This window comes from Polaromonas sp. (assembly GCF_029945925.1).
GTDB lineage: Bacteria > Pseudomonadota > Gammaproteobacteria > Burkholderiales > Burkholderiaceae_C > Polaromonas.
In genome coordinates this window covers 170,604-190,411 of the sequence record NZ_JAQSDN010000042.1, presented here as the reverse complement: position 1 = coordinate 190,411, position 19,808 = coordinate 170,604, and the positions used below count along the sequence as shown (strand labels likewise).

At 63.3% G+C, this 19,808-nt stretch carries 23 protein-coding genes; 9 read left to right on the top strand and 14 right to left on the bottom strand.

Annotated features, from left to right (window positions below; translation table 11 throughout):
• Positions 1-83: 83 nt before the first annotated feature.
• The 3 genes from PSV40_RS14250 to PSV40_RS14240 form a co-directional block, all read right to left on the bottom strand.
• Positions 84-1,058 carry a hypothetical protein gene (locus PSV40_RS14250; protein WP_300538799.1) on the bottom strand — a complete coding sequence of 325 codons (975 nt, stop codon included), beginning with the start codon at positions 1,056-1,058 and terminating at the stop codon, positions 84-86.
• Between the two features lie 246 nt (positions 1,059-1,304).
• Complete coding sequence (locus PSV40_RS14245; protein ID WP_300538797.1) at positions 1,305-2,225, bottom strand: hypothetical protein; 921 nt, start codon at positions 2,223-2,225, stop codon at positions 1,305-1,307.
• 318 nt (positions 2,226-2,543) lie between these two features.
• On the bottom strand, positions 2,544-3,362 hold the full coding sequence (locus PSV40_RS14240; protein WP_300538795.1) for a ferritin-like domain-containing protein: 819 nt from the start codon (positions 3,360-3,362) through the stop codon (positions 2,544-2,546).
• Positions 3,363-3,503: 141 nt separating this feature from the next.
• On the opposite strand from PSV40_RS14240, the gene PSV40_RS14235 reads away from it, so the two are divergent.
• Both PSV40_RS14235 and PSV40_RS14230 read left to right on the top strand, forming a co-directional pair.
• Positions 3,504-4,028: a gamma carbonic anhydrase family protein gene (locus tag PSV40_RS14235; RefSeq protein WP_300538793.1), complete on the top strand. Its 525-nt coding sequence runs from the start codon at positions 3,504-3,506 to the stop codon at positions 4,026-4,028.
• A gap of 162 nt (positions 4,029-4,190) precedes the next feature.
• Positions 4,191-5,153 (top strand): Hsp33 family molecular chaperone HslO, encoded by a 963-nt coding sequence (locus PSV40_RS14230; RefSeq protein WP_300538790.1) that lies wholly within the window; start codon positions 4,191-4,193, stop codon positions 5,151-5,153.
• Between the two features lie 18 nt (positions 5,154-5,171).
• Here the strand turns inward: PSV40_RS14230 and PSV40_RS14225 are convergent, their stop codons facing one another.
• From PSV40_RS14225 to PSV40_RS14200, 6 genes are all read right to left on the bottom strand, one after another.
• Positions 5,172-5,723, bottom strand: a complete 552-nt coding sequence (locus PSV40_RS14225; protein ID WP_300538787.1) for a hypothetical protein — start codon at positions 5,721-5,723, stop codon at positions 5,172-5,174.
• Between the two features lie 89 nt (positions 5,724-5,812).
• Positions 5,813-6,088, bottom strand: a complete 276-nt coding sequence (locus PSV40_RS14220) for a septum formation initiator family protein (RefSeq protein WP_300538784.1) — start codon at positions 6,086-6,088, stop codon at positions 5,813-5,815.
• Positions 6,089-6,104: 16 nt separating this feature from the next.
• Positions 6,105-7,391, bottom strand: coding sequence for a phosphopyruvate hydratase (eno, locus tag PSV40_RS14215; RefSeq protein WP_300538781.1), 1,287 nt, complete (start codon positions 7,389-7,391; stop codon positions 6,105-6,107).
• A gap of 42 nt (positions 7,392-7,433) precedes the next feature.
• Positions 7,434-7,724, bottom strand: coding sequence for a DUF1330 domain-containing protein (locus PSV40_RS14210; protein WP_293596516.1), 291 nt, complete (start codon positions 7,722-7,724; stop codon positions 7,434-7,436).
• 2 nt (positions 7,725-7,726) lie between these two features.
• Positions 7,727-8,584, bottom strand: coding sequence for a 3-deoxy-8-phosphooctulonate synthase (kdsA, locus tag PSV40_RS14205; protein ID WP_300538778.1), 858 nt, complete (start codon positions 8,582-8,584; stop codon positions 7,727-7,729).
• 106 nt (positions 8,585-8,690) lie between these two features.
• Complete coding sequence (locus PSV40_RS14200) at positions 8,691-10,358, bottom strand: CTP synthase (RefSeq protein WP_096698915.1); 1,668 nt, start codon at positions 10,356-10,358, stop codon at positions 8,691-8,693.
• Positions 10,359-10,474: 116 nt separating this feature from the next.
• Between PSV40_RS14200 and coaBC the strand changes: the two genes are divergently transcribed.
• The 4 genes from coaBC to PSV40_RS14180 all read left to right on the top strand — a co-directional run bounded on the left by coaBC (position 10,475) and on the right by PSV40_RS14180 (position 13,311).
• On the top strand, positions 10,475-11,731 hold the full coding sequence (gene coaBC / locus PSV40_RS14195) for a bifunctional phosphopantothenoylcysteine decarboxylase/phosphopantothenate--cysteine ligase CoaBC (RefSeq protein WP_300538775.1): 1,257 nt from the start codon (positions 10,475-10,477) through the stop codon (positions 11,729-11,731).
• A gap of 6 nt (positions 11,732-11,737) precedes the next feature.
• Positions 11,738-12,157 (top strand): hypothetical protein, encoded by a 420-nt coding sequence (locus PSV40_RS14190; RefSeq protein ID WP_300538773.1) that lies wholly within the window; start codon positions 11,738-11,740, stop codon positions 12,155-12,157.
• 1 nt (position 12,158) lies between these two features.
• Positions 12,159-12,608, top strand: a complete 450-nt coding sequence (dut, locus tag PSV40_RS14185; RefSeq protein WP_300538771.1) for a dUTP diphosphatase — start codon at positions 12,159-12,161, stop codon at positions 12,606-12,608.
• A gap of 190 nt (positions 12,609-12,798) precedes the next feature.
• Complete coding sequence (locus tag PSV40_RS14180; RefSeq protein WP_300538768.1) at positions 12,799-13,311, top strand: glycine zipper 2TM domain-containing protein; 513 nt, start codon at positions 12,799-12,801, stop codon at positions 13,309-13,311.
• Between the two features lie 43 nt (positions 13,312-13,354).
• Here PSV40_RS14180 and PSV40_RS14175 read toward each other — a convergent pair whose 3' ends face one another.
• Positions 13,355-13,879 carry a peptidylprolyl isomerase gene (locus tag PSV40_RS14175; RefSeq protein ID WP_300538766.1) on the bottom strand — a complete coding sequence of 175 codons (525 nt, stop codon included), beginning with the start codon at positions 13,877-13,879 and terminating at the stop codon, positions 13,355-13,357.
• 14 nt (positions 13,880-13,893) lie between these two features.
• Here PSV40_RS14175 and PSV40_RS14170 point away from each other — a divergent pair, with 14 nt between their 5' ends.
• The 3 genes from PSV40_RS14170 (at position 13,894) to PSV40_RS14160 (ending at position 16,112) form a co-directional block, all read left to right on the top strand.
• Positions 13,894-15,072, top strand: a complete 1,179-nt coding sequence (locus PSV40_RS14170; RefSeq protein WP_300538763.1) for a cupin domain-containing protein — start codon at positions 13,894-13,896, stop codon at positions 15,070-15,072.
• A 42-nt stretch (positions 15,073-15,114) separates the two neighbouring features.
• Positions 15,115-15,648, top strand: coding sequence for a hypothetical protein (locus PSV40_RS14165; protein WP_300538762.1), 534 nt, complete (start codon positions 15,115-15,117; stop codon positions 15,646-15,648).
• Between the two features lie 239 nt (positions 15,649-15,887).
• Complete coding sequence (locus tag PSV40_RS14160; protein WP_300538759.1) at positions 15,888-16,112, top strand: hypothetical protein; 225 nt, start codon at positions 15,888-15,890, stop codon at positions 16,110-16,112.
• A gap of 78 nt (positions 16,113-16,190) precedes the next feature.
• Here PSV40_RS14160 and PSV40_RS14155 read toward each other — a convergent pair whose 3' ends face one another.
• The 4 genes from PSV40_RS14155 to PSV40_RS14140 form a co-directional block, all read right to left on the bottom strand.
• Positions 16,191-16,961 carry an MBL fold metallo-hydrolase gene (locus tag PSV40_RS14155; RefSeq protein WP_300538756.1) on the bottom strand — a complete coding sequence of 257 codons (771 nt, stop codon included), beginning with the start codon at positions 16,959-16,961 and terminating at the stop codon, positions 16,191-16,193.
• A gap of 22 nt (positions 16,962-16,983) precedes the next feature.
• Positions 16,984-18,015 carry an outer membrane protein assembly factor BamC gene (bamC, locus tag PSV40_RS14150; RefSeq protein WP_300538826.1) on the bottom strand — a complete coding sequence of 344 codons (1,032 nt, stop codon included), beginning with the start codon at positions 18,013-18,015 and terminating at the stop codon, positions 16,984-16,986.
• A 140-nt stretch (positions 18,016-18,155) separates the two neighbouring features.
• Positions 18,156-19,037, bottom strand: coding sequence for a 4-hydroxy-tetrahydrodipicolinate synthase (gene dapA / locus PSV40_RS14145; RefSeq protein ID WP_300538755.1), 882 nt, complete (start codon positions 19,035-19,037; stop codon positions 18,156-18,158).
• 63 nt (positions 19,038-19,100) lie between these two features.
• Complete coding sequence (locus tag PSV40_RS14140) at positions 19,101-19,664, bottom strand: class I SAM-dependent methyltransferase (RefSeq protein WP_300538754.1); 564 nt, start codon at positions 19,662-19,664, stop codon at positions 19,101-19,103.
• Positions 19,665-19,808 lie beyond the last annotated feature (144 nt).

Here is a 19,808-nt window from a genome sequence, read left to right as displayed (position 1 = left end):
GCCCAAACCTCGGGCAGGCAATCTCGCCTCACACACAGAAATTCAGACACCCCCGTTCGAATTGGGCGACTTCGATTGCTGATCTAACCCAGATTCTCGAGGTAGTCAGCCCCTTCTTCCGTTGGATAGACCGTCCATCCAGTAGTAGGCAGCTCTTTCAACTCAACAAAGTTCCTTTCCAGAAGGACATCGAGCGAAGCTTCGTTGGCTGCTTGGGTTCCTGGACCAGAAGTCGTAACCACATTCAGCGGCATCGATCTCTTTCTGGCTATTTGCTGCAACAACGCTCTCTGACGTTGAGTTAAAACTGGTGCGCGGGGTTCAGTGGGGCCGGGTCCGAAGTAATCGCGAGGATCGCGATCCCGGCTGGAGCCTTCTCCCAGCGCTTGGGCGACCTGGTCGGCTATTTCATCAGAAGGAGAGTCCTTTCGTGGTTCGCCCGTCAGAGTGTCAAATGGCCACGCCTTTGCCGGGTCCAAACTGCTGGAACTCTCCCACTTTCTTAACCTCTGCAATTCTCGTTCCATATCCAGCATCTTCGCGTTCAATCCGCCTGATCCAGCCACGGCTTCTGCTGACTCTCGCACTGCCGTCTTCATCTTTTCATCCGCAGCTCGCAAGTCGATTTTCAACTTGTCGACCTCGCTTAGCGTGGCATCGAGAGTTCGTACTGTTTCTCGCAATTCTGCCCGTAATGCGACAGATTCCTCATTCGTGAGCATCGATTTAGCGTCGTATTGGTATTGAGTTTCGTTATGTTCCTGCTGGGTCCTTTTCCACCGGTCGTAGACCCACCGCGAAGGCTTCGGCAGTGCATAGAAATAAATTGCTGTAGTAAGCAGCGGGCCGAAAAAACCAAAACCAAGCCGATACCACCAATTTGGATAGCACTCGGACCCAATCAACTCAAACGTTCTTGTCACTGAGGCGTCGGAAAATAGTATTACGAAGAATCTGTAATTCCAGGCGACCCATGAAAGGGCGAACGTGCTTAAAAGGGGACTAGAGAATCGCTCCTCGAAGATCCTCCCTAACGATTTACTTAACGAATCCAGCATCCCTTGTCTCCGTGACATTCAGTTACTTTCTGATCATACGACTCGCTGCTGACTTGTCAAAGTGAAGCGAAGCCTATTCCTATGCGCTGAGCAGCTGCACGAGCGGTGGCGCACGGTGGATGCTGCTCAGCTTGAGGAGGTCGCTGTCGATCTTTGGCAGGATCCAATGCTGCGGTCGATGCCGACGACTGATGCGGCTGCGTTGTGGCTCAGCCCATCGTGACCGAGCGAGAACAATAGCCGCCCCTACTTAGGCCTACCCAAGCGGGGGCGGTTTTTCGGTTTGTGCGCAAGAATGTCTTCGATGACGAACGAAAAGTTGGAAAAGGTTTCTGACTCTGAATCTTGGGTTTGCAAAATTCGAAGTCGTGCAGTTGCCACGTCGCCAGGTCGAATCGCGGGGAACTTGGACAGGCTGTCTAGAGCCTTTTGTTCGAGCGTTGCCCTGATGTCAAATCCATCTAAAACCGCGTTCCATTCTGTGCCTTTGGAAGCTCGCCGTACCAGTGCAATGTCTGTCTCCTGCACAATCTCACGTGAAACCAAGCGCTCCCTTGAAAACGTAGAGACCATGGCCTCTCGCTGAGTCGCCACCTGTATCTTGGGCTGCAATAAATTCTGTCTCAGTTCTTTTATTCGTTCCTTTGTCTTCTTTGCAGCTCGCTCAAACTCGCTGCTGGTGACAATAAAAGGAGGGGGATCGTCCTGTTCCTTGGGCAAAATGATCGCACCGCGAATTTCGTCGTCAGCCGCCACCGCTGCTAGAGCTTTTGCAACACCGTCCAGTAGTGCTTTGTCTTGGAGGGCTTGGCACCGGTCGTAGTTTTGTTCATCTACAGCGACGCCCCCATTCGCCATTGACAGATAGACAACGTTCTGGCCTCGATCCGCCGGCAATTGCTTTAGGGCGTCATAAATTGCGCAGGAAATAACGCCAAGCGTCACGGTCTCAGCTGCCGTGATTATTTGGACCCAAACGCTTCCGGTTTTAACTTTACCCAAGTAGACGGCGATGTCATCTCCACCGTTTGCTCGGGAGGTAGCGTTGACCGCCTGCTGTATGCCCTCGAGAATTTTCGTTAGAGTTGCGACCCGAATTCGGGGCTTTTCTGTATCGAAGTAAAAGACTATCGAGTCGCTAACTTCTGTGAAGGTCACTGCTGCCATTGCGCTGTCATCCCTGATTTTTGTTGTTGACCAGCGATTTTGGGGGAGGGTGGCCTCTTAGTACATTGACGTAATCCCCTGTGCAACAAAAAAGGGCTGTCGCAATGACAGCCGAAGGCGAGAGGTTTCACATATTCTGTTGCGTCTAAAACCTCACGAAAACCACAGGTCCTCTAAGTTCGATTTTGAAAATCCTTCTGCAGGTTGAGCTTGGGTCGGCGCCTTAGCAGAGCGGCGAGGCCTGATCGGCGACAGCGCCGTTGCGGACTGGCCACAATGCTGCAGCGTGGCCTGACGCCGCTGGGTGTGCGGCTGGCCTCACGCCTGGTCCAGCAGCGCCAACTCCGCCTCGTCAAACCCGGCAGCACGGCGCGCACCCAGGTTGAACGGCCCCTTGAGCCGCGGCGCGCCGTAGGCGGTGGCCAGCTCAGCGTAGGTGGCGACCGGGTCCAGCCCGCGCTCGCTGCACAGGTGGCGGTACCAGTGGTTGCCGATGGCGACATGGCCGATTTCGTCGCGCAGGATGATGTCCAGAATCGCCACCGCACGCAGGGCGGCGGGGTTGCCGACCCGGCGCAGTTTGGCCTGCATCGCGGGGGTGGCGTCCAGCCCGCGGGCTTCCAGCGTGCGCGGCACCAGCGCCATGCGCGCGAGCACGTCGCCGGCGGTTTTTTCGGTCATGTCCCACAGGCCGGTGTGGGCGGGAAAGTCGCCGTAGTCATACCCCAGGGTCTGCAGATGCTCGCGCAGCAGGCTGAAGTGTTGCGCCTCTTCCGCGGCCACCCGGAGCCAGTCGAGGTAATAGGCGGGCGGCATGCCGTCAAAGCGCCAGGCGGCGTCGAGCGCCAGGTTGATCGCGTTGAATTCAATGTGGGTCACCGCGTGTAGCAGGGCGGCCAGGCCTTGCGGGGTGAAGGGTGAACGCTTGGGCACGTCCAGGTGGGAGCGCAGCTCGGGCCGCGCCGGACAGCCGGGCAGGCCGGCGGGCGCCTGCGGCGGGTGTTGATATGCTATCGAAAGAGTAGCTGCCCGCGCCCACAGGGATTGGGCCAGCAGCACTTTTTGCTGTGGATCGGGTTCCATCAGCGCGCGCAGGGCCTGCTGGCGCAGTTCGGAGGGTGCGGGTGTCGCCGTCATGGCTGGATTGTCGGCGATAGCGCGCAGCATGCGGGCAGCGCCCGACAAAGACAGGGGGCAGGCGCCTGCCTACAATTGGGGCTCTTCCCGCCCTGCCGCGCCGCGACAGGCGGCCCCTTCCCCTCGACTTCACAAAGACCCATGGCCCTCTACCAACTCGACGACCTGACCCCTGCCGTTCATGAATCCGCCTGGGTCGCCGACAGTGCGCAGGTCATGGGCAACGTGTCGCTGGCCGAGGGCAGCAGTGTCTGGTTCGGCGTGGTGATTCGCGGCGACACCGAAACCATCCGCGTGGGCAAGGGCTCCAACATCCAGGACAACAGCGTCCTGCATGCCGACATGGGCATGCCGCTTTCCATCGGCGACAACGTCACCGTGGGCCACCAGGTCATGCTGCACGGCTGCACCATCGGCGACGGTTCGCTGATCGGCATCCAGGCCGTGGTGCTCAATGGCGCAAAAATCGGCAAGAACTGCCTGGTGGGCGCCGGCTCGCTGGTGACCGAAGGCAAGGAGTTTCCCGACGGCTCCATGATTCTCGGCAGCCCGGCCAAGGCCGTGCGGCAACTGACGCCCGAACAGATCGAGGGTTTAAAAATGAGCGCGCAGCACTATGTAGACAATGCCCGGCGCTACAAGACCGGGCTCAAGAAGATCGCCTGAGCACCACACCGAACATGACCCAACCCAACAAGTACACACAGAGAGCCGACACGATGACTCTCATTCCAGCCGGGGCCGCGGGTCCGGCTTCGCCGGCCCGCAGGCGCAGCGGCCCCCTCGGGGGGCAGGGAGCTACACGCAGTGAGCGACCGTGGGGGCTTAATGTCCGAACTGCATAAATTCATTTTCGACGGTCTGCCGGTGCGCGGCATGCTGGTGCGCCTGACGGACGCCTGGCAGGAAATCCTCAAACGGCGTGAGGCCGGGGGCGGCTACCCGCCCGAAGTCATGCAGCTGCTCGGTGAGATGACGGCCGCCGGGGCGCTGATGCAAGGCAACATCAAGTTCAACGGGGCGCTGGTTCTGCAGATCTTCGGGGACGGCCCGGTCAAGCTGGCCGTGGTCGAAGTCCAGCCCGACCTGAGCCTGCGCGCCACCGCCACCGTGACCGGTGACGTGTTGCCGGGCGACACCTTAAGCCGTCTCGTCAACGTCAACAACCAGGGCCGCTGCGCGATCACGCTGGACCCGAAAGACCGCTTGCCCGGCCAGCAGCCCTACCAGGGCGTGGTGCCGCTGTTTGGCGACCAGCATGAAAAGCTCGAAAACCTCAGCGAAGTGCTGGAGCACTACATGCTGCAAAGCGAGCAGCTCGACACCCGGCTCATTCTGGCGGCCGACGGCCAAGTGGCTGCCGGCCTGCTGATCCAGCGCCTGCCGGTGCAGGGTGAGGGCAACCTGCAGGGCGGCCAGCGCGCCGACGAAGACGAGATCGGCCGCAACGAAGACTACAAACGCATCGCCATGCTGGCCGGCACGCTCAAGCGGGAGGAGTTGCTGGGCCTGGACGCCGACACCATCCTGCACCGCCTGTTCTGGGAAGAAAAAGTCACGCGTTTTGTGCCCAGCACACCGACGTTTGCCTGCAGCTGCTCGCAGGAGCGTGTCAGCGGCATGTTGCGCAGCCTGGGCACGGCCGAGGTGGAAAGCATCATCGCCGAGCAGGGCCGCATCGACGTGGGTTGTGAGTTCTGCGGCGCGCAGTACGGTTTTGATCCGGTCGATGCCGCGCAGATTTTCACGCGCCAGGAAAGCCAGCTGCCGCCCGCGCCTACCGTGCAGTAGTCGCCGTGCCGGCTGCCGTCAGCGCAACCGGCGTTCCAGCAGGTCGCTGAGCAGGCGGCGTTCGCAGCCCGGGTCGCTGCAGGTGTCGCAGGCCCAGACCCAGGGGCGGTGCTCCCGGCCACCGGCCGCCGGCTCAGACGGCGTGCCGCCGGCCAGCAGCCCCTGCAGCGCGCCCAGTGCCTGCGCCAGGCGCTGCGGCCCCTGACCGTAAACCACGGTATAGGGCACCTCCGCGTTGGCAAGCGTCAGGCGCAGCTGCTGGTCGACCGCCTCCTGTGTTGCCACGACACCGGCGGGTGCGGGCAGATCCAGCCCCATGAGCAGGACCTGATGAAAGCCGAAGTCGCGTGGGCCGGTCAGTGCGCCGGCGCGGGCCTGCCGAACAGTCGCCAGCGGCGGGTTGTCGGCAATCAGGATGGAGATGAGGGCGGGCTGTGGGGCAGGACAGCGTTCTAGCGCCGCCCTCAACTCGCCAGCCAGCCGGGTCTTGCCGCTACCCGCTGCGCCCAGCAGCGCGATGTGGCGCAGAGCGGGCACGTGGCCAGGCCGGGCGGCCAGATCATGCGTCAAATCAGGCTCCAGCCCTGATGGGTAAAGCGCAGATAGCTATCAAAAGATGAGCAAAAACAGAGAGAAAGAAAGAGGCGAGATGGCCGCGGTCAGCGCGCAATCTGCACAAAAATTTCATTGGGCTTGACCATGCCCAGCTCCTGGCGCGCCTTTTCCTCCACCATTTCCAGGCCTTCCCGGAGGTCCTTGACCTCGGCAGCCAGCCGTTCGTTGTCCGCCTGCGCCTGGGCGTTTTTGAGGGTTTCCTCGCTGAGCCTGCGCTGCATCTCGTTGACGCTGGTCAGGCTGCCCCGGCCAATCCAGAGTTGCGCATGCACGATGACCAGCAGCGCAATCAGAAGGGCGGGGACAACGCGGTTACCCACGATCAATTAGTTGTGTTTAGCGCAGGTTGTAGAAGGCATCGCGGCCGGGATAGGTCGCGATGTCGCCCAGGTCTTCTTCGATACGCAGCAACTGGTTGTACTTGGCCATGCGGTCCGAGCGGCTCAGCGAGCCGGTCTTGATCTGGCCGGCGTTGGTTCCGACCGCGATGTCGGCAATCGTGTTGTCTTCGGTTTCGCCGGAGCGGTGCGAAATCACCGCGGTGTAGCCGGCGCGTTTGGCCATCTCGATCGCGGCAAAGGTCTCGGTCAGGGTGCCGATCTGGTTGATCTTGATCAGGATGGAGTTGGCAATGTGTTTGTCAATGCCTTCCTTGAGGATCTTGGTGTTGGTGACAAACAGGTCGTCACCGACCAGTTGCACCTTTGTGCCCAGGCGCTCGGTCAGGATTTTCCAGCCGTCCCAGTCACCCTCATGCATGCCGTCCTCGATGCTGATGATGGGGTACTTGTCGCACCAGGTGGCCAGCATGTCGGTCCACTGCTGGGCGTTCAGTTGCAGGCCGCCTTCGCCTTCGAGCACATACAAGCCGTCCTTGTAGAACTCGCTGGCGGCGCAGTCCAGGGCCAGCGCGATCTGGTCGCCGGCGGTGTAGCCGGCCTTGTCGATGGCTTCCAGGATCAGCGCAATCGCCGCTTCGTGGTTTTCAACGCTGGGCGCAAAGCCGCCTTCGTCGCCCACGGCGGTGCTGATGCCCCGGTCGTGCAGGATTTTCTTGAGCGCGTGGAACACCTCGGCGCCCCAGCGCAGGGCTTCGCGAAAGCTCGGCGCGCCCACCGGCACGATCATGAACTCCTGCAGGTCCAGGCTGTTGTTGGCATGGGCGCCGCCGTTGATCACGTTCATCATGGGAACCGGCATCTGCATGGCGCCCATGCCGCCGAAGTAGCGGTACAGCGGCAGCCCGGCTTCCTCGGCAGCGGCGCGTGCCACGGCCATGCTGACGGCCAGCATGGCATTGGCGCCCAGGCGCGATTTGTTTTCGGTGCCGTCCAGGTCGATCAGCGTGCGGTCCAGAAAGGCCTGCTCGCTGGCGTCCAGGCCCAGCACGGCTTCGGAGATTTCGGTGTTGATGTACTCGACGGCCTTGAGCACGCCCTTGCCGAGGTAACGCGAGGCATCGCCGTCGCGCAGCTCGATGGCTTCGCGCGAACCGGTGGAAGCACCGGAAGGCACGGCGGCGCGGCCCATGACGCCGGATTCGAGCAACACGTCGCACTCGACGGTGGGGTTGCCCCGGCTGTCCAGGATTTCGCGGCCAACGATATCAACAATTGCACTCATGGAGGTCTTTCAAATCAAGATTAAAAACTGGCAGACGAAGGGTCAGACACCTTCGACGATGATCATCCGCATGATGGCCGCGCCTTGCCGCGCGGCCCTGGCTTTGCCGTATTCGGGGGAGGCGTCAAAGGCCTTCGCCGCTTCAAACGTCGGAAACTTCAGGATGACCAGGCGCTCGGGCGCCCAGTCGCCTTCGAGCACCTCGACCTTGCCACCGCGCACGCAGACCTCGGCACCATGCGCCTGCATGGCGGCGCTGGACCACTTCTTGTATTCCTCGTACTGCACCGGGTTGGTGACCGTCACGTTGGCAATGATGTAGGCACTGGTCATGATCAGGCTTCAAAGTTGTTTTCGAGAAAACCGTTCTTCTTGGTCACACGATCGAGCTCGAGCAGCGTCTCCAGCAGGGCTTTCATGTGTTTGAGCGGCACCGCGTTCGGGCCGTCACTCATGGCCTTGGACGGGTCCGGGTGGGTTTCCATGAAGATGCCCGCAATGCCGACCGCGACGGCGGCACGGGCCAGCACCGGCACCATCTCGCGCTGGCCGCCGCTGGTGGTGCCCATGCCGCCGGGCAGCTGCACCGAATGCGTGGCGTCAAACACCACCGGCGCACCGGTCTCGCGCATGATGGCCAGGCTGCGCATGTCGCTGACCAGGTTGTTGTAGCCAAAACTGGCGCCGCGTTCGCAGGCCATGAAGTTGTCTTCGTTCAGGCCTTTTTCACGCGCTGCGGCGCGGGCCTTGTCAATGACGTTTTTCATGTCGCCGGGCGCGAGAAACTGGCCCTTCTTGATGTTGACCGGTTTGCCCGATTGCGCCACCGCGTGGATGAAGTCGGTCTGCCGGCACAGGAAGGCCGGCGTCTGCAACACGTCCACCACGGCCGCCACGGCGGCAATTTCGGACTCCGAATGCACATCGGTCAGGATGGGCAGGTTCAGCTCACGTTTGACCTTGGCCAGGATCTCCAGGCCTTTTTCCATGCCGGGGCCGCGAAAGCTGGTGCCGCTGGAGCGGTTCGCCTTGTCGTAGCTGGACTTGAAGATGAAGGGAATGCCCAGTGAAGCCGTGATCTCCTTGAGCGTGCCCGCCGTGTCCATCTGCAGTTGCTCGGACTCGACGACACAGGGGCCGGCGATCAGGAAGAACGGTTGATCGAGGCCCACGTCGAAGCCACACAACTTCATGCCGACACCTCTTGCGACGTGGGCACGACGGCCTTCGGGTTCCGATCCCCGGCGGAGCCGGGGCCCCTCTCCAGCCCTGCGGCCGTCATCTCAAAACCACAGAGCTTCATGCCACTACTTTCAATGTTTTTCCGGCCGCCTGGTGGTCCAGCGCGGCTTTCACGTAGGCGTTGAACAGCGGGTGGCCGGCCCAGGGCGTGGACTTGAATTCAGGGTGGAACTGCACGCCGATGAACCAGGGGTGCACGTTCTGCGGCAGCTCGACAATTTCGGTCAGGTGTTCGCGCTGGGTCAGCGCCGAGATCACCAGGCCGGCTTCACGCAGCCGGTCGAGGTAGTGGACGTTGGCCTCGTAGCGGTGGCGGTGCCGCTCGGTGACCACGTCGCCGTAGATCTTGTGCGCCAGCGTGTCTTTGGCCACGTCGGAGCTTTGCGCACCCAGACGCATGGTGCCGCCGAGGTCGGACTGCTCGTTGCGCGTCTTGATGGTGCCGTCTTCGTCTTTCCACTCGGTGATCAGCGCGATGACCGGATGCGGTGTGCCCGGCGCGAACTCGGTGCTGTTGGCGTCCTTCAGGCCCGCCACATGGCGCGCAAACTCGATGGTGGCGACCTGCATGCCCAGGCAGATGCCGAGGTAAGGCACCTTGTTTTCACGCGCAAAACGCGCCGCGCAGATCTTGCCCTCCACGCCACGTATGCCGAAGCCGCCGGGCACCAGGATGCCGTCGAACTTGGCCAGGCGCGAGACGTTGTCCGGCGTCAGGGTTTCCGAATCGACATACTCGATGACGACCTTGGCATGGTTTTTCATGCCGGCGTGGCGAATGGCTTCGTTGAGCGACTTGTAGCTGTCCGACAGGTCCACGTACTTGCCGACCATGGCAATGTGCACTTCATTGGCCGGATGCGCAGTTTCGTAAACCAGTTCGTCCCAGCGCTTGAGGTTGGCCGGTGGCGTGTTCAGGCGCAGCTTGTCGCAGATCAGCCCGTCCAGGCCCTGCTCGTGCAGCATGCGCGGCACCTTGTAAATCGTGTCCACGTCCCACATGGAAATCACGCCCCACTCGGGGACGTTGGAGAACAGCGAGATCTTTTCACGCTCTTCGCTGGGGATGGGGCGGTCGGCGCGGCACAGCAGCACATCGGCCTGGATGCCGATTTCGCGCAGCTGTTTGGCGGTGTGCTGGGTCGGCTTGGTCTTGAGCTCGCCCGCGGCAGCGATCCAGGGCACATAGCTGAGGTGCACAAAGGCCGTGTTGTTGGCGCCCAGGCGCAGGCTCATCTGGCGCACCGCCTCGAGGAAGGGCAGCGACTCGATGTCGCCCACCGTGCCGCCGATTTCGACAATCGCGACATCCACCGCCTGCGGCGTGTCGTAACCGGCGCCGCGCTTGATGAATTCCTGGATTTCGTTGGTGACGTGCGGGATGACCTGCACGGTCTTGCCGAGGTAGTCGCCGCGGCGTTCTTTTTCAAGCACGCTTTTGTAGATCTGGCCGGTCGTGAAATTGTTGGCCTTGCGCATGCGCGTTTCGACAAAACGCTCGTAGTGGCCCAGGTCCAGGTCGGTTTCCGCGCCGTCGTCGGTGACAAACACCTCACCATGCTGGAACGGCGACATCGTGCCGGGATCGACGTTGAGGTAGGGGTCCAGCTTGATTAAAGTGACTTTGAGGCCTCGCGATTCAAGGATCGCTGCTAGGGAGGCTGAGGCGATTCCCTTGCCCAGGGAAGACACCACACCGCCGGTGACGAAGACAAATTTGGTCATGTCAGGTACGAACCGCAAGTTCGCTTAGGTGGTAAACGGGGATTATACGAGTGAGTCTGCGTCCGCCCCGGTTCGCGCCGTCAAGGGCCCGGACAAACTGGGATACATTGCGGGGCATGACGAAGCAAGCAAATGAAGAAGTCCCCGACGCAGGCGGCGATCTGGCCGGCCGGCACCTCGTGCTGGGCCTGTCGGGCGGCATTGCCTGCTACAAGGCGGCGGAGTTGTGCCGCGCGCTGATCAAGCAGGGCGCCACCGTGCAGGTGGTGATGACCGAAGCCGCCGGGCAATTCATCACGGCGGTGACGCTGCAGGCGCTCAGCGGCCGACCGGTCTACACCAGCCAGTGGGACAGCCGTGAGGCCAACAACATGGCGCACATCAACCTCAGCCGCGAAGCCGACGCCATCCTGATCGCGCCCTGCAGCGCCGACTTCATGGCCAAACTGCTGCATGGCCGTGCCGACGACCTGCTCAGCCTGATGTGCCTGGCCCGGCCCATCGCCACGGTGCCGCTGCTGATCGCGCCGGCGATGAACCGTGAAATGTGGGCCCATCCCGCCACCCAGCGCAACATGGCGCAGCTGTCCGCCGATGGCGCGACCATCCTGGGGGTGGGCAGCGGTTTCCAGGCCTGCGGCGAAACCGGCGACGGGCGCATGCTGGAGCCGCCCGAGCTGCTCGAAGACATCGTCGCCTTTTTCACGCCCAAGGTGCTGGCGGGCCAGCACGTGCTGGTGACGGCGGGCCCGACCTACGAGGCCATCGATCCGGTGCGCGGCATCACCAACCTGTCGAGCGGCAAGATGGGTTTTGCGGTGGCCCGCGCCGCGCGCGAGGCCGGCGCGCAGGTCACGCTGGTGGCCGGGCCGGTCAGCTTGAGCACGCCGCGCGGCGTCACGCGCATCGACGTCAAATCAGCACAAAATATGCTTGAAGCCGTTACGGAACGGGCGCAGGCAGCTACTGTTTTCATAGCAACCGCAGCCGTGGCCGACTGGCGGCCGGCGAGCAGCGCGGAACGCAAGATCAAGAAAGACGGCTCGGGCCAGGCGCCCCAGCTGGCTTTTACCGAGAACCCCGACATCCTGGCGACCTTGGCGCAATCGCCGCGCGGCGTATCGGGCGCACTGTTCTGCGTCGGTTTTGCCGCCGAGAGCCACGACCTCGAGGACAACGCGCAGGCCAAGCGCCAGCGCAAGGGTGTGCCGCTGCTGGTGGGCAACATCGGCCCGGCCACCTTCGGCCGTGACGACAACGCGCTGCTGCTGGTCGATGCGCAGGGCAGCCGGGAACTGGCGCGTGCCTCCAAGCTGTCGCTGGCGCGGCAACTGGTGGCGGAGATCGCCAGCCGGATCAAGCGGGCAGGGTGAGACAAGGTGCAACTGCCTTCCGACACCCCGCCCGACGGGGACTTTGCCCGGTATGTGGAAAAATTGAGTACCACCGCGGCGGCGGCTGTCCTTGCCAGGCAGGCGAAGGCTGACGCGCAGCCGGGCACCGGCCTGATGTCTGTGGCCGCCACGCCGCCACGCCAGGAAGCCGCAAGGGACGCTGCGTCGAGCCGGCCCGCCGGGCCGTCCCTGTGGACCGTGGGCAAATGGGTGCTGATGGCTTGGGTCGCCCTGCAACTGGTCTCTGCGATGATTCCGCGCGCCGGCATGTTGGCCCTGCCGCTGCTGATCGCTTTTGCCGCGTGGGCCATTTACCGCTTTAAAAAATACCCGCCGGAACTGCTCAAGCCGCGCATGCGTGCGCTGGCTGAGCAGGCCGCCAAAGAATTCAAACAAGACAAGTGACATGAAAATCGACGTCAAGATCATCGACGAGCGCCTGCGCGGCAACCTGCCAGCTTATGCCACGCCCGGCAGCGCGGGGCTGGACCTGCGCGCCTGCCTGGACGCGCCGCTGACCCTGCAGCCCAATGCCTGGCAACTGGTGCCCACCGGCCTGGCCATCTATCTGCACAACCCCGGTTACGCGGCCATGATCCTGCCGCGCTCCGGATTGGGGCACAAACACGGCATCGTCCTGGGCAACCTGGTCGGGCTGATCGACAGCGACTACCAGGGCCAGCTCATGGTCAGCGCCTGGAACCGCAGCGATGTGGCCTTCACGATAGAACCCATGGAGCGTATCGCCCAGCTGGTGATCGTGCCCGTGGTGCAGGCCGAGTTCCATGTGGTCGATGATTTCGCGGCAGCCAGCGAGCGCGGCGAAGGCGGCTACGGCTCGACCGGCAAGGCCTGAGAGGCCCAGGCCCAGCGTCAGGCTTTTCCTACATCTGCCGGCAGTGGGCTCCCACGCCGGGACAGCCTGGGACCCCACCTGTTTGACGGCGCGGTGTGGGTGTAATCAATGCAGCAGGGTCCTCAGACAACTTGTCTTCAACGGCATGGATGTAGCGGGCCCTCTGACTATTCACACCCAGGAGATTTCCATGCGTCAAGCTTCCCGTTTCATTTCAGTCGTTTCATCGGTGGTTGTTGTCGCTGGCTTGGCCGCCTGTGCTGCGCCCATGAGCCAGCCGGCCCCGGGTTCGACCTACCCTGCCGCCACCTACCCCGCATCCACTTACCCGGCGCAGAACCCGCAGGGCAATTACATCGAATACGGCCGTGTCAGCAATGTGGAAGTCCTGCGTACGCAACAACCGGCCTCGACCTCTGGCCTGGGTGCCGTGCTCGGCGGCGTGGCCGGTGCAGCGGTGGGCAGCCAGATCGGCGGCGGTAGTGGACGCACGGCAGCCACCGTGATCGGCGCTGTCGGCGGTGCCGTTGCCGGCAATGTCATCGAGAAGAACCGCAACACCCAGCCCGTGAATGAAAGCTACCGCGTGTCTGTCCAGCTGGACAACGGCGGTACCCGTGCTTATGACGTGCCTTCTTACGGCGAGCTGCGTATTGGTGACCGCGTGAAGATCGAGAACAACCAGCTGTACCGCATGCGTTAAGCCGCTGCGGCGCCAGCTCAGGCCGGCTTTTTATTGGGCGACTTTAATGCAGCGTGTTGTTGCCGGGAGCTTGCGATTCAAGCTTGAAAAAACCGGTCCCCATGGAACCCTGGCCGATTTCCGCCTCGGTGGCCTCGCGCACCGACTCGACCTTCAGGCTCAGGCGGATCGCGATGCCGGCCAGCGGGTGGTTGCCATCGAGCACCACATGTTCGGGGTAAATTTCAGTCACCGTGTAAATGCGGTCCGGCGGCGTGTCGGGGTTGACGCCGGCGGGCAGGGCGGCGCCGTCAAAGGTCAGGCCTTCCTCGAGTTCGGCCGGAAACAGCGTGCGGGCTTCGAGAAAAACCAGGTTTTCGTCGTAGTCGCCGAAGGCGTTTTCAGGCTCCAGATGCAGGTCAATCGCGGCGCCCGCCTCATGGTCCTGCAGGCTTTCCTCGATTTTGGCCAGCAGGTCATCGCCGCCCAGCAGAAACTCCACTGGCTCGTCGAGTTCGTCCAGTATTTCGCCCAGGGTGTCTTTCAGCGTCCAGGTCAGGGCAACAACGCATTGCGGGGTGATTTTCATCGGACAATTGTCCCATGGATGTCAATCAACCCCTTGCCCTTCTCGCCGGTCTGACCCCGGCCCAATTCATGCGCCGCCACTGGCAGAAAAAGCCGCTGCTGGTGCGCCAGGCCATGCCCGGTTTCAAGCCTTTGCTCAGCCGCAGGGAACTGTTCGACCTCGCGGCGCAGAAACAGGTGGAGTCGCGCCTCGTGGTGCAGCAGCCCACCGGCTGGCGCATGAAGCCCGGACCCTTCGGGCCGCGCAGCCTGCCGGCCCTGAGCCGGCCGCAGTGGACCCTGCTGTTGCAGGGCGTGGACCTGCATGACCACCGGGCCCATGAACTGCTGCAGCACTTTCGCTTTGTGCCCGACGCCCGGCTCGATGACCTGATGATTTCATTTGCCACGCCGGGCGGCGGCGTGGGCCCGCACTTTGACAGTTACGACGTTTTCCTGCTCCAGGCCAGCGGCCGCAGGCGCTGGAAGATAGGCCGGCAGAAAGACCTGACGCTGCAGGAAGGTGTGCCGCTGAAAATCCTGCAGAACTTCGAGCCCGAACAGGAGTTTGTATTGGAAGCCGGCGACATGCTTTACCTGCCGCCGCGTTATGCCCATGACGGGCTGGCAGAGCCGTCGCAGGATGAGGGTGGCAAGGCGCAGGACTGCATGACGTACTCCATTGGTTTTCGAGCGCCCAAACGCGCCGAGCTGGCGGGTGAACTGCTGCAGCGCCTGGCGGATTTTGCGGATGATGATGAGGACGATGGTGCCGTCAGCCAGGGCCTGTACCGCGATCCATCGCAGGCCGCAACGCCAACGCCCGCGGCCCTGCCCGAAGGCCTGCTCGCGTTTGCGCAAAAGGCGGTGCATGAGGCCTTGAAGGATCCGCTGGCGCTGGCTTGTGCGCTCGGTGAATACCTCACGGAACCCAAGGCATCGGTCTGGTTTGACGACCCGTCGGGACGCTGGGACCCGCGCAGCGCGGAGGGCCTCCGCCTGGATCCGCGCACCCGCATGATGTACGACGCGCAGCACGTGTTCATCAATGGAGAAAGCTACCGCGCCAGAGGGGCCGACGCGACCCTGATGCGGCGCCTGGCCGACCAGCGCCGGCTCGCTGCCGCCGACCTGCGCCACGCGGGTCCTTCGGCGCTGGACTTGCTGGCAGACTGGCACGCGGCCGGCTGGCTGGCCCATCCGGAGAGTCGCTGAACCTGGCGCCATACCTGCTGTCATGCCTTCAAGGAGCCGATGATGAACGATCCCCATCCTTCGCCCGCACCTGCTTCGCCCACGCCTTCTTCGTCCGTGCTGCTGCAGGGGCGCTTCGAAGGGCGCTCGGCATTCGCCGATCTGGTCCGGCAAGCCTTCGCGGCAGCGGCCGCTCAGGGCTGGCGTGAAATCATTCTTTGCGACGCCACGTTTGAGGACTGGCCGCTGGGCGAGCGCAGTGTCGCGCAATCCCTCAACGACTGGTCAACATCGGGCCGCACACTGACCATGCTGGCCCAGAACTATGACGAAGTGACGCGCCGGCACGCGCGGTTTGTGACCTGGCGCCGCACCTGGTCGCACATTGTTGAATGTCGCGGCAGCGGTGCGGTGGCGGCCAGCGACCTGCCGAGCGCCTTCTGGAGCCCGGGCTGGGTGTTCGAACGGCTGGACCTCGTGCGCAGCATCGGTGTGGCGGGATCTGAAGCCGCACGGCGCGTCGCACTGAGGGAAAGGTTGACGGAAAAGCTGCTGCGCAGCAGTCCGGCCTTCCCTGCGACCACATTGGGGATTTGACGCGGCGGGGCGATGCAGCAGAGAGCCAAGCTGGTGAAAGGGGCGGGCTGGCAGTGGTCTGACGTTGCTTTTTTGTGAATTGAGGGTTTTTACGGCGGTGAAAACCCGCATATACTCGCTCCCAGGGCAGTTTGAGCTCGCTTCACTGGCCCTCCCGTCGAAAAAACTCGAATCGTCAGGTTTGGGTTTTTTTTTGACGGATTTATAAGTTTCCTCTCTCATTCATCAAGGATCTCGATATGAACAAGTCCCTCGTTTTGGCCGCCATCGTCGCTGCTGTTGCCCTGGCTGCCTGCGGTAAAAAAGAAGAAGCGGCTGCACCTGCGCCTGTCGTCGTCACGCCAGCACCTGCACCTGCTCCCGCTGAGGCAGCTTCTGCTCCCGCAGCCAACGCATCCGCACCTGCACCTTCGTCCGCTCCTGTGCCTGCGGAAGCCATGTCGCCTGCCAGCGCAGCGAAATAATTCTTTTCGCTCCCGAAAGGCCGCCTCCGGGCGGCTTTTTTCGTTGGGAACAGGGCACAGCGCAGTCTGAGGCCTGCCTTACAGCCTCAGCCAGGGGGAGCCGGTACTGGCGTCGGCAATCACCAGCTCGGCGCTGCTGCCGAGGGCCTCGGACATCGCCTGGTGCGCCAGCTCAGGCCGGTTGTTCTGCTGGCTCAAATGGGCCGCGACCAGCTGCCTGAGACCGCCATGCGCGACCGAGCGGGCAATCTCGCCGGCGGCCGCATTGGACAGGTGGCCATACATGCCGCCCACGCGCCGCTTGAGAAAAGGCGGGTAGGCCGACTGGGCCAGCAACTCGCTGTCATGGTTGCACTCGAGCAGCAGGGCATCGCAGTGCGCGAGATGCGCCAGCAGGTGGGCGGTGGCGTGACCGAGGTCGGTCAGCAGCCCCAGTTTGGAAGCGCCGTCCGTGCAGGTCAGTTGCAGGGGCTCACGTGCGTCATGCGGAACCGTGAACGGCATCAGCTGCAGTTCGCCGAGGTCAATCGCCTCCCCATCGCGGGCGGTGTGGAGCAGCCCGTCGAAGTCGGGCAGGCCGATGCCCTCCTGGGTGCCGCGGCTCATCCAGACCGGGACCCGGTGGCGGCGGGCGAACTGGCGCGCGCAGCCAATGTGGTCGCTGTGCTCGTGGGTGATGAAGATGGCGTCGATGTCACCGTCGGCCAGACCGGCCTCGGCCAGCCGCACCGAAAGTTGCCGGATCCCCAAACCGCAATCGACCAGCAGCCGCTTGGGCCGCAGCCCGGTTGCCTCCACCAGCGTGGCATTGCCTGTGCTGCCGCTGCCCAGGCTTTTGAACCTCAGCACCGGACAGACTCCACGCGACGCCTTATTTCAGGTCGTCGGCAATGACCTGCACGATGCGCTGGGCATTGGCCGACGCTTCGGGATTGCCCTGGGCGTTGAGCACGGACACGGTGGTCGCTTCGCCCTGGCTGCGTACGGCGATCCGGTATTTGAGGGGAGCCGGGCCGGCCGAGGAGCTGCTGAAGAGCTTGCTGAAGAAGCCTGCTTCTTTCTTGTCGCCGGTAGGCTCGACGTAGCGCACAAAATAAGTGCCCTGCGCGCGGTCACGGTCTTCAACGGTGAAACCGGTGCGGTCCAGGGCCAGGCCGACCCGGCGCCAGGCGCGCTCAAAACCTTCGTCGATCTGAACCACGGGCATGTTGTTGACATTGGCGACACGCGCGCTCTGCCGTGCCGGGCCGGTGGCGACCAGCGCCTTGGACTGCTCCTGGCTGACACCGAGCTTGACCATCAGGCGGCGCAGGAATTCCGCTTCCAGTTCCGGATCGGCCGGGCGTGGCTGCCACACCGTGCCGTCGCTTTTCTGCGGTGTCCTGACCGTGCCCGTCAGTACTTCCACCATGCCGCGGTGGCTGATGTAAATCTCGGTGCCGCCGGTCGGCGTGCGCTCCAGGCGGGTGCGGAATTTGTCGCGTTCGCCGGTGGAGTACAGGCTATCAAGCAGCTTGCCCAGGGTGGCGCGGATGAAGTCCTGTGGCAGCTTGGCGCGGTTTTCCGCGTAGTCGGTTTCCATGATGCCCAGGTTTTCCTGCTCGGTGGCGATCAGGAAGCCGTTTTCCTGCCAGAACTCGCGCACCGGACCCCACAGCTTGTCGGCCGGACGGTTGACCACCAGCCAGCGCTGTGTGCCCGCGCGCTCGATACGCACGTCGCCGACCGTGAGGGCTGCCGTCGGCACGGACTGGGTGGTCTGGCCGACCTGGTAGCCGCTGGCCGTGACGGAACTGCCGGGCACGACGTAACGTGTATCGCGCGACAGCTGCGTCAGGTCGGGAGGAACTTCCAGCGAGGGTGCCTTGCCGGCGCTTTTGTAATCGACCTTGTCGCCCTGCATGGACTCGCTCAATGAGGAGCAACCCGAGAGGAGGAGCGCGGCGACGAGCGCCAGCAGCGGGGCCGCGGCAAGCCGTGGTGCAGATACAGATCCGGAAGCGCTGGGCGTGTGCAATGTCATCACTGGGGTTTCCTTAAAAATCAGAGCAGGCCGCAAACGCGCAGGGCGTTTTCGACCGTGGCCTCGTTGGCCGTTTCAAGCGGTGTCATGGGCAGGCGCAGGGTGCCGCCGCACAGTCCCATGCGGGCCATGGCCCATTTGACCGGAATCGGGTTGGCTTCCACAAACAGGTGTTTGTGCAGCGGCAGCAGCTGCAGCTGGATCTTCATCGCGCTGCGCGTATCGCCGGCGATGGCGGCCACGCAGAGTTCATGCATCAGGCGCGGCGCCACATTGGCCGTCACGCTGATGTTGCCCTGGCCGCCGCACAGCATCAGCGCCACGGCGGTCGGGTCGTCGCCGGAATAGACGGCAAAACCGGCCGGCACTTCCTTGATCAGCCACTGCGCGCGTTCGATGTTGCCGGTCGCTTCCTTGATGCCCACGATGCCGGGCACCTGCGCCAGCCGCAGCACGGTGGCATGCAGCATGTCGGCCACGGTGCGGCCGGGCACGTTGTACAGCACCATGGGCAAGTCCACCGCTTCGGCAATCGCGGTGAAGTGCCGGTACTGGCCTTCCTGCGTTGGCTTGTTGTAGTAGGGTACGACCTGCAACTGGCAGTCGGCGCCGACGGTTTTGGCAAAACGTGCGAGCTCGATGGCTTCGGCGGTGGAGTTGGCGCCGCAGCCGGCCATGACTGGTACCCGGCCCCTGGCTTGCTCCACCGACACGCGGATGATCTCGCAGTGTTCCTCGACGCTGACCGTGGGCGACTCGCCGGTGGTGCCCACCACGCCGATGCAGTCGGTGCCCTCGGCAATGTGCCAGTCCACCAGCTTGCGCAGGGTCGGGTAGTCAACGCTGCCGTCTTCATGCAGGGGGGTCGCCAGTGCAACGATGCTGCCGGTAATGGTTTTCATGTCTTTGTGTCAGGGGTGGAGCGCTGGCCGGGGCCAATGCTGCGGTAAAGCCAATTCAGCATTCTACCCAGTGCGCTGGTCGAGCATGTAGCGTGGGACCGTCCCCGGCGACACCAGTTCCCGCACGGCTGCAATCCGCTGTGTAAAGCGGTCGGGGGCTTGCTGGAAACCGTCCTCAAAGGCGACCACCCGCAGGCTACGGCAGACCTCCAGCAACTCGCCGGGGCGCAGCAGGAAATCGGGCCGCGAGGGTTTGCCCACGGTCTCGTTGCCCTGGGCAAAGGTTTCGTAAATCAGCACGCCGCCCGGCGCCAGGCTGGCCAGCAGCGTTGGCAGCAGGGGGCGCCACAGGTAATTGGTGACCACCACGGCGTCGAACTGCCGGCCCGCAAAAGGCCAGGGGCCGTTTTCAATGTCGGCCACCACGGCTTCGCAGGAGGCCGCCTCAATTGCTATGGAATCGATAGCTTCCCGCGCCCGGTCCACAAGGGTCAGGGGGTGATTTCGCTGATGAAACCAGTAAGCGTGCCGGCCATGGCCACAGGCGACGTCGAGCACGCGGCCCTGGGCGGGCACCAGGTGTGACCAGCGCCGGACCCAGGCCGACGGTGCTTCGCTTCCGTGCATCAGCTTGCCCCATCGGAGTTTGACTGCGCCGCGACAGGCGTGGGAACTGCCTCTTCACCAGCCGGGGCCGCGCAACCGGGCTTGGCCTGTCCTGAGCCTGTCGAAGGGCCGGGCCGCAGGCGTAGCGCCCCTCTTCTTCGTGCC

Excerpts from the sequence above, each read along its gene's own strand:
- PSV40_RS14175 (WP_300538766.1), bottom strand. The coding sequence starts at position 13,879 with ATGAAAATCACCCCGCAATGCGTTGTTGCCCTGACCTGGACGCTGAAA.
- PSV40_RS14235 (WP_300538793.1), top strand. The coding sequence starts at position 3,504 with ATGGCCCTCTACCAACTCGACGACCTGACCCCTGCCGTTCATGAATCC.
- PSV40_RS14250 (WP_300538799.1), bottom strand. The coding sequence starts at position 1,058 with ATGCTGGATTCGTTAAGTAAATCGTTAGGGAGGATCTTCGAGGAGCGA.
- PSV40_RS14165 (WP_300538762.1), top strand. The coding sequence starts at position 15,115 with ATGAACGATCCCCATCCTTCGCCCGCACCTGCTTCGCCCACGCCTTCT.
- PSV40_RS14140 (WP_300538754.1), bottom strand. The coding sequence starts at position 19,664 with ATGCACGGAAGCGAAGCACCGTCGGCCTGGGTCCGGCGCTGGTCACAC.
- dut (WP_300538771.1), top strand. The coding sequence starts at position 12,159 with ATGAAAATCGACGTCAAGATCATCGACGAGCGCCTGCGCGGCAACCTG.
- bamC (WP_300538826.1), bottom strand. The coding sequence starts at position 18,015 with ATGCAGGGCGACAAGGTCGATTACAAAAGCGCCGGCAAGGCACCCTCG.
- PSV40_RS14240 (WP_300538795.1), bottom strand. The coding sequence starts at position 3,362 with ATGACGGCGACACCCGCACCCTCCGAACTGCGCCAGCAGGCCCTGCGC.
- PSV40_RS14210 (WP_293596516.1), bottom strand. The coding sequence starts at position 7,724 with ATGACCAGTGCCTACATCATTGCCAACGTGACGGTCACCAACCCGGTG.
- eno (WP_300538781.1), bottom strand. The coding sequence starts at position 7,391 with ATGAGTGCAATTGTTGATATCGTTGGCCGCGAAATCCTGGACAGCCGG.
- dapA (WP_300538755.1), bottom strand. The coding sequence starts at position 19,037 with ATGAAAACCATTACCGGCAGCATCGTTGCACTGGCGACCCCCCTGCAT.
- PSV40_RS14160 (WP_300538759.1), top strand. The coding sequence starts at position 15,888 with ATGAACAAGTCCCTCGTTTTGGCCGCCATCGTCGCTGCTGTTGCCCTG.
- PSV40_RS14230 (WP_300538790.1), top strand. The coding sequence starts at position 4,191 with ATGTCCGAACTGCATAAATTCATTTTCGACGGTCTGCCGGTGCGCGGC.
- PSV40_RS14170 (WP_300538763.1), top strand. The coding sequence starts at position 13,894 with ATGGATGTCAATCAACCCCTTGCCCTTCTCGCCGGTCTGACCCCGGCC.
- PSV40_RS14180 (WP_300538768.1), top strand. The coding sequence starts at position 12,799 with ATGCGTCAAGCTTCCCGTTTCATTTCAGTCGTTTCATCGGTGGTTGTT.
- PSV40_RS14200 (WP_096698915.1), bottom strand. The coding sequence starts at position 10,358 with ATGACCAAATTTGTCTTCGTCACCGGCGGTGTGGTGTCTTCCCTGGGC.
- coaBC (WP_300538775.1), top strand. The coding sequence starts at position 10,475 with ATGACGAAGCAAGCAAATGAAGAAGTCCCCGACGCAGGCGGCGATCTG.
- kdsA (WP_300538778.1), bottom strand. The coding sequence starts at position 8,584 with ATGAAGTTGTGTGGCTTCGACGTGGGCCTCGATCAACCGTTCTTCCTG.
- PSV40_RS14245 (WP_300538797.1), bottom strand. The coding sequence starts at position 2,225 with ATGGCAGCAGTGACCTTCACAGAAGTTAGCGACTCGATAGTCTTTTAC.